The sequence below is a fragment of the Salegentibacter sp. BDJ18 genome, from assembly GCF_017579965.1.
Classification (GTDB): domain Bacteria; phylum Bacteroidota; class Bacteroidia; order Flavobacteriales; family Flavobacteriaceae; genus Salegentibacter.
Genome location: NZ_JAFLQX010000017.1, coordinates 60,439 through 67,453, shown reverse-complemented (window position 1 = coordinate 67,453; position 7,015 = coordinate 60,439). Strand labels below are relative to the sequence as shown.

7 protein-coding genes are annotated in these 7,015 nt (G+C 35.1%); 5 read left to right on the top strand and 2 right to left on the bottom strand.

Going from position 1 to position 7,015, the window contains the following annotated elements:
• Window positions 1-126: 126 nt before the first annotated feature.
• The gene (locus J0871_RS09925) at window positions 127-456 is read right to left on the bottom strand and encodes a nuclear transport factor 2 family protein (protein WP_346014341.1); all 330 of its coding nucleotides are present in this window, start codon (window positions 454-456) and stop codon (window positions 127-129) included.
• 188 nt (window positions 457-644) lie between these two features.
• Here J0871_RS09925 and J0871_RS09920 point away from each other — a divergent pair, with 188 nt between their 5' ends.
• From J0871_RS09920 to J0871_RS09905, 4 genes are read left to right on the top strand one after another with little or no spacing between them, the layout of a single operon-like run.
• Window positions 645-1,775 carry a glycoside hydrolase family 18 protein gene (locus J0871_RS09920; RefSeq protein WP_208225079.1) on the top strand — a complete coding sequence of 377 codons (1,131 nt, stop codon included), beginning with the start codon at window positions 645-647 and terminating at the stop codon, window positions 1,773-1,775.
• 60 nt (window positions 1,776-1,835) lie between these two features.
• Window positions 1,836-2,654, top strand: coding sequence for a 3-methyl-2-oxobutanoate hydroxymethyltransferase (gene panB, locus J0871_RS09915; protein ID WP_075326445.1), 819 nt, complete (start codon window positions 1,836-1,838; stop codon window positions 2,652-2,654).
• Between the two features lie 50 nt (window positions 2,655-2,704).
• The gene (locus J0871_RS09910; RefSeq protein ID WP_208225078.1) at window positions 2,705-3,403 is read left to right on the top strand and encodes an RluA family pseudouridine synthase; all 699 of its coding nucleotides are present in this window, start codon (window positions 2,705-2,707) and stop codon (window positions 3,401-3,403) included.
• A 16-nt stretch (window positions 3,404-3,419) separates the two neighbouring features.
• A complete protein-coding gene (locus tag J0871_RS09905) occupies window positions 3,420-4,142 on the top strand; it encodes an energy transducer TonB (protein WP_208225077.1) in 723 nt (240 codons plus the stop codon).
• On the opposite strand, the gene J0871_RS09900 is transcribed toward J0871_RS09905, so the two are convergent.
• Window positions 4,143-5,687 (bottom strand): hypothetical protein, encoded by a 1,545-nt coding sequence (locus J0871_RS09900; protein WP_208225076.1) that lies wholly within the window; start codon window positions 5,685-5,687, stop codon window positions 4,143-4,145.
• A gap of 147 nt (window positions 5,688-5,834) precedes the next feature.
• On the opposite strand from J0871_RS09900, the gene J0871_RS09895 reads away from it, so the two are divergent.
• Window positions 5,835-7,007 carry a 2-isopropylmalate synthase gene (locus J0871_RS09895; RefSeq protein WP_208225075.1) on the top strand — a complete coding sequence of 391 codons (1,173 nt, stop codon included), beginning with the start codon at window positions 5,835-5,837 and terminating at the stop codon, window positions 7,005-7,007.
• Window positions 7,008-7,015: the final 8 nt, after the last annotated feature.

Here is a 7,015-nt window from a genome sequence, read left to right as displayed (position 1 = left end):
TATGGTTTTAAGTGGCATCATCATGTTTTTTTTAACCTATACAAAACATTAATTATTTGTTTTTCAGTGTTTTAATTTTTTTATAGGCAAATAAAATAAGAGAAAACTTGGATTACAACATAGAAGTTACTTACAGCCTTTTTTACTACGTGTATCTACCAAATAAATGATTTTCCATTCGCTCTTTGATTTCATGAGCTGGAAAGTATTTACCCCGCAATGACTTAATTCATCATTTATATAAAAAGAATAAGGAGTGCTTACATTGGCGATCATGCCGTTAACAAGAATATCAAAATTGTGTAATTTTTCTTCAAATTTAGTCGAAGCTGGAATTGAAGCTATCGACTTTAAAAAATGTGAATATTCTGAAGTAGATAAATCTGTATTCCCTTCATTATCTATAGCTACAGATTGCATTTTAATATCTGGATGTGCAAAACTTTTTAACCTCACAGAATCCTGAGCGTGAAAGGCATCAAAGAAATTTTCAATTAACCTCTGAAGATTTTCTTTTTCGCCATTTTGGCTCCACCCTATTTGTCACAAAAGCAAAAAACTAATTAATAATAACTTCTTCATAGAATTCATTTTATTTAAACGCTAATTTAGTATTTTAAAGTTTTTACGCTAATCCATCAATTATGAAAAGAATTACGATTATTTTCTGGTGTCTAAGTCTTTGTTTTTTCTTTAATAATCTTCCTATGAAGGCCCAGGAAAAACAGGAAAAAAAGATTGTAGCTTACATTATTAGTGATAATGTTAATGATAAATTTGATGAAATTTCTGCTGAAAAACTCACCCACATTAATTACGCATTCGCTAATATTAAAGATGGAAAAATTATAGAAGGAAATCCTGAAGATGTAGAACGATTAAAAAAAATAAACAGTTTAAAAGAAGAAAACCCCGATTTAAAAATCCTGATTTCGGTTGGGGGCTGGACCTGGTCTGGTGGATTTTCTGAAGCAGTGGCAACCAGAACTGACAGGGAGCGATTTGCCAATAGCGGAATTTCCTTTCTACAAAAACACAAAATTGATGGGATAGATTTAGACTGGGAATATCCCGGGTTGCCAGGAGCGGGAAACCCTCATATGCCTGAAGACATACAAAACTTCACCTCTATTTTAAAACTTTTTAGAAAGAAATTAGATTCCCTGGGCAAAATAGACCAGAGAAATTATTTACTAACCATAGCAACGGCTGCCACTCAGGAATATTTAGATAATGTAGAATTGGATAAAATTCATCCATACCTGGATTTTATAAATATTATGAGCTACGATTACCAGGGTGGCTGGAACGATTCTACATCCCACCATACAAACTTATATGTTTCAGAAACAGATCCCAAAGATTACAAACAGAGTACTCAAACCGCGGTGAAGGAACATTTGGCGGCTGGCGCTCCTTCAGAAAAAATTGTTGTGGGTATGGCTTTCTATGGCCGTGGATGGCACGAGACCGAAAATAAAAACTTCGGGTTACATCAAAAAGCTCTTGGGAATGCTTTCAGCATTAATTATAGAGATTTAAAAGATAGTATAGAAACTGGTAAATATAAACGCCATTGGGATAAAGAAGCCAAAGCACCTTTTCTTTGGCGCGAAAATACCGGAACATTTATCACTTATGATGACCCCCAATCAATAAAAGAAAAAGCCTGTTATATTTTAGATAATAATTTGGGTGGTGCGATGTTTTGGCAATATCACGGAGACGATGGCGAATTATTAAAAACGCTTTATGCTGAACTTAAAAAACAATAAAACCAGCTTCTTACCTTAAAACCGCGTGTTTTTGTACTTTTACCATCCAAAATTGAAAATATGTCTGTAGCTAAGAAAGAATATAAAAGAGTCACTACCAAGTCTCTCGTAGATATGAAAAAAAATGGTGAGAAGATTGCGATGCTAACTTCTTACGATTACTCTATGGCAAAAATTGTAGATGGTGCTGGAATAGATGTAATTCTTGTGGGAGATTCTGCCAGTAATGTGATGGCGGGCCACGAAACCACACTTCCTATTACTTTAGATCAAATGATTTATCACGCAACTAGCGTGGTAAGAGCTATAAATCGTGCCCTTGTTGTTGTAGATCTTCCCTTTGGAAGTTACCAGAGTGATCCAAAAGAAGCTTTGCGCTCTGCAATTAGAATTATGAAGGAAAGCGGCGGTCACGCTGTAAAACTTGAAGGTGGAAAAGAGATTAAAGAATCGCTTAAGCGTATACTGCACGCGGGAATTCCCGTAATGGGACATTTAGGCTTAACCCCGCAATCTATCTATAAATTTGGGACTTATACCGTTAGAGCGAAAGAGGAAGCTGAAGCCGAAAAATTAAAATCTGATGCGATCTTGTTGGAACGCCTGGGTTGTTTTGCCATAGTTTTAGAAAAAGTTCCGGCTAAGCTGGCTAAAGAAGTAGCCGAAAGTATAAGTATTCCTGTAATAGGAATTGGTGCCGGAAATGGTGTAGATGGCCAGGTTTTGGTAATTCATGATATGTTAGGGATGACCCACGAATTTAACCCCAGATTTTTAAGAAGATATGCCGATCTTCATACCGAAATGACCAAAGCTTTTGAAAATTATCGGGACGATGTAAAAAGCAAAAGTTTCCCATCTGATGATGAACAATATTAGTTTAGTAAGCAGTCGTAATTTGCAGTTTGCAGGCAAATAAAATATCCAGTTTGGAAAAAACAATTTCAGATAAAAATAACCTCCAGGTTCTTTATGAAGACAATCACATTATTGTGGTTAATAAACGTCCCGGTGATATTGTTCAGGGCGATAAAACTGGCGATAAACCGCTAAGTGAGGTTGTAAAATCTTATATAAAGGAAAAATATAATAAACCCGGAAATGTTTATTTAGGCGTAGTTCACCGTTTAGACAGACCAACCAGCGGAATTGTTCTTTTTTCAAAAACATCTAAAGCCCTACCAAGACTTAACAAGCTTTTTCAGCAAAAAGAAGCGAAGAAAACTTACTGGGCAATTGTGAAAAATGTTCCCCCGAAAGATTCAGATACTTTGGTCCATTTTTTAAAGAGAAACCCAAAACAAAACAAATCTTACTCCCATATTAAAGAAGTTCCCGAAAGCAAAAAAGCTATTCTGGAATATCGACTTTTAAAAAAACTGGACAACTATTTTCTGTTGGAAGTAGATTTGCATACCGGGCGGCATCATCAAATTAGAAGTCAACTTTCGGCAATTGGCAGCCCAATTAAAGGCGATCTTAAATACGGATTTGACCGAAGTAATAAGGATGCCAGTATTCATCTACACGCCAGGGAGCTAAAATTTATTCATCCCGTAAAGAAAGAAGAAATAAACATTATTGCTCCTCCTCCAGATGAAGTACTTTGGAATAATTGTTTAAACTAAACCCGCCTAAAATACTATGAAAATCCTTTTCCTCAGCTTAATTCTTACTGTAATTTCATTTTCCATATTTGCCCAGGATACCATTTATATGGATAATAATTATCAGAAATTGGATAAGAAAGAAAATGCTAAATATTTTAAAATTGTTACTCCTACTCCAGACAAAGACTATGAATTTTTAAGAACAACCTATTTCGTGGATGGAACAAAAAAAGCTGAGCAATCTTATGACCTAAAAGATGAAAAGAAAATCTATGAAGGATTACATAAACATTATTATGAATCTGGAGAATTGTTTCATTCGATAGAATTTAAGAAAGGAAAAATGCACGGAGAATTAGTTGCCTACTGGAAAAATGGGATCAAAAGGAGACACGATTATTTCAAACGAAATAAACTAAAAAAAGGGACGGTTTGGAATAAGGCTGGTGAAGAAATTGAATATTTCCCCTTTGAGATTCCACCTGAATTTCCTGGAGGACAAAAAGCTCTACAAAAGTATCTAATAGAAAATATTAAAATACCTACTTATCATAATTCTATGCAGCGAGTAGTAATAAGATTTACTATTAATTGCGAAGGAAATACGACTGACATTAAAATAGTTGAAGAAGCCCCCGCTAAATATATGGTGGAAGCTTATAGAGTTGTAAAAGAAATGCCAAAATGGAAACCAGGGAAGCAATTTGGAGAGGTGGTAAATGTAAGTTATAGTCTTCCTCTCGTGTTTCAAAAATAATTATCTACTTACCAAAGCTACTTTTTCAGCAATAACATCAGCCACCGGTCTGTTTTCTATTTTACTCTCGAGCCAGGAAAGGATATCCAGGTATAAAAATGCCCTACGCTCATAGGGATGATCTTCAAAATCTTTTAATTTGGTATGCAGTTTCTTAAATTCATCTTTAATTTCAAGCGGAGAAACTTCTGGTAAATTTCTAAGAAAACGTATCATTTCTTTCTGCACCTCGTGCAAATCGTTCATTTTAATTAAAAATTTATAGGTAGATTTTACAAGGCGATCTAAGTGATAGTCCAGCCCGGCTTCGTAATGAGCTACCAAACTCAAGATACGGGCAAAACACATAAGATCTTCCCGCATTTCAAGCGATTTATTATTGATAATCTTATTAAGAAATTCTATACATTTTTTATTGTTCCCGTCTCCAAAATATAGACAGGCAATCTTATAGTAGAACACCATAATGTGATGCTCATCAATTCGGTCCTTATATTTCTTTATTCGTTTCTGGATTTTCTCTACCAATTCATCGCCATTCGCAAAGTTCCCTTGCATAAAGCGTAAATTCAGCTTATTGGAGTATAGATAAAGAAAAGCCAGGGCTTTTATATTATCATCATCAGGGATTTTGGCATCCTTCAGCATTCCCTCAAGATTCTTAAGGGTTTTCTCGAATAAGTTGGTATGATTAAGGTAAAATAAAGATTCCAGCAAATAATGATTACCTTTTAAATACGAAACCGGGTGAATAGGTACCAAATGTGTATGCTCATTAAAAAGATCTATCCATTTCATAGAATAGCGGTAGCAAGCCAGAAAATCCTGGGTGATAAAACTAAACCATAAGTGGGCTTTATACAACCACAATTTTTCTCTGAAACCTATATTCTTGATTTGATATTCAGGAAGGTTTTGGTAAAAATAATTTCTAATACTTTCAGCCTCTTCTTGTGTTCGGGCATATCCCATTTTTAGAAAAATAGCATATAATTGTAATGACAAATTTGAAAGTTTACTGGAAATTAAATTCAGATCACTCAAATCCCGGGTTTGCTGAATAAGGCTTTCGGCACGGTTTTCTATACTTCGGGTAATATATTGCGATTCTATTATTTTCTCCAGCTCCAGAATTTCATAAGCCAGATTTTTCTCTTCATATTCCAGCGCCTGGCCTTTAATTTTATCGAGCAATTTCAAACTTTGTTTGTAAAGACCTTTTCTATAAAGGATATAAGCAAAATCAAACTGTTCCCTAATTTGCACCGGTATGCTTTGATGAGCAGGATTCAGTCTAAGACTAATAAGAATTTGTTTATATAAATGTGCTTTTACATTAGATAATTGTTGCTTACTTATTTTAGTTTTTAGAAGAATTTCTTTCTCATTATATTTCTTCATTTTGGTCATCACCTTAAATAAATTTAAAAATTTACTATCGGTATTCACACCAATTCTTCCAACATACAATGAAAATTGACGCTTTTCTGAAGGTGAAAGCGACTTAATCAAAGAAAATAAGTTATCAGTTAAATCATTAGTCATTGTAATAGAATAGTTCGTAATAAACTGATTTACAGTGGTATTACATTATATTTTTTAGTTTAATTATCGTAATGACCTTATAGGCAAAGGTCTGCAGTGTATAGATTAACAATACTTTAGTTAAAGATAAAGTAAAAAAAATCTCTTATGAGCACAGAAAAGGTAGAAATTTTTGACACGACGTTACGAGACGGAGAGCAAGTTCCAGGTTGTAAATTAAATACGGCCCAAAAACTTAAAATTGCTGCGCGCCTTGATGAGCTGGGAGTAGATGTTATTGAAGCGGGTTTTCCTGTTTCCAGTCCCGGCGATTTTCAATCGGTTTACGAAATCTCTAAGCTGGCAAAGAATGCCGCCGTTTGTGGACTCACCCGTGCTGTTAAAAAAGATATCGAAGTTGCTGCTGAAGCTTTAAAATATGCTAGAAAACCGCGTATTCATACCGGTATTGGAACATCAGATTCACATATTAAATATAAATTCAACTCTACCAGAGAAGAAATTATTGTGCGTGGTGTAGCCGCGGTTAAACACGCAAAGAATTTTGTAGACGATGTTGAATTTTATGCTGAAGATGCCGGAAGAACAGATAATGAATTTCTTGCCCGCGTTTGTACCGAAATGATTAAAGCCGGAGCAACTGTTCTAAATATCCCTGATACTACCGGATATTGCCTTCCTGATGAATACGGAAGAAAAATAAAATATTTAAAAGACAATGTAAAGGACATCGATAAAGTTAGAATTTCCTGCCATTGCCACAACGATTTAGGCCTTGCTACGGCAAATGCTATTGCAGGTGTACAAAATGGAGCACGCCAAATAGAATGCACTATTAACGGAATTGGTGAGCGTGCGGGGAATACCGCTTTAGAAGAGGTCGTCATGATCTTAAGACAACACCCTACTTTAAATTTAAACACAAATATAGACCCCAAATTCCTTTTTGATACTAGTTGTATGGTTTCCCGTGAAATGGGAATGTTTGTACAGCCAAACAAAGCGATTGTAGGTGCAAATGCCTTTGCACACAGTTCTGGAATTCACCAGGACGGGGTAATTAAAAACCGTGAAACTTACGAAATTATAGATCCTGCAGAAGTTGGAGTTACTGAATCTGCAATTGTTCTTACGGCCAGAAGCGGGAGAGCAGCTTTAGCTTACAAAGCCAAGAAAATGGGTTACAATTTAACCAAGCTTCAGTTAGATGAGGTTTATGCTGAATTTCTGAATTATGCTGATGCCAGAAGATGCGTGGAAGACAATGATATTCACGAAATTATGGAAATTTCAGAAAGAAAAATAAGAGCTATAGCTTAATAATCCAA

Bases quoted from the DNA above. Each gene is read 5' to 3' on its own strand.
- J0871_RS09920 (WP_208225079.1), top strand. From the start codon at position 645: ATGAAAAGAATTACGATTATTTTCTGGTGTCTAAGTCTTTGTTTTTTC.
- J0871_RS09905 (WP_208225077.1), top strand. From the start codon at position 3,420: ATGAAAATCCTTTTCCTCAGCTTAATTCTTACTGTAATTTCATTTTCC.
- J0871_RS09895 (WP_208225075.1), top strand. From the start codon at position 5,835: ATGAGCACAGAAAAGGTAGAAATTTTTGACACGACGTTACGAGACGGA.
- panB (WP_075326445.1), top strand. From the start codon at position 1,836: ATGTCTGTAGCTAAGAAAGAATATAAAAGAGTCACTACCAAGTCTCTC.
- J0871_RS09900 (WP_208225076.1), bottom strand. From the start codon at position 5,687: ATGACTAATGATTTAACTGATAACTTATTTTCTTTGATTAAGTCGCTT.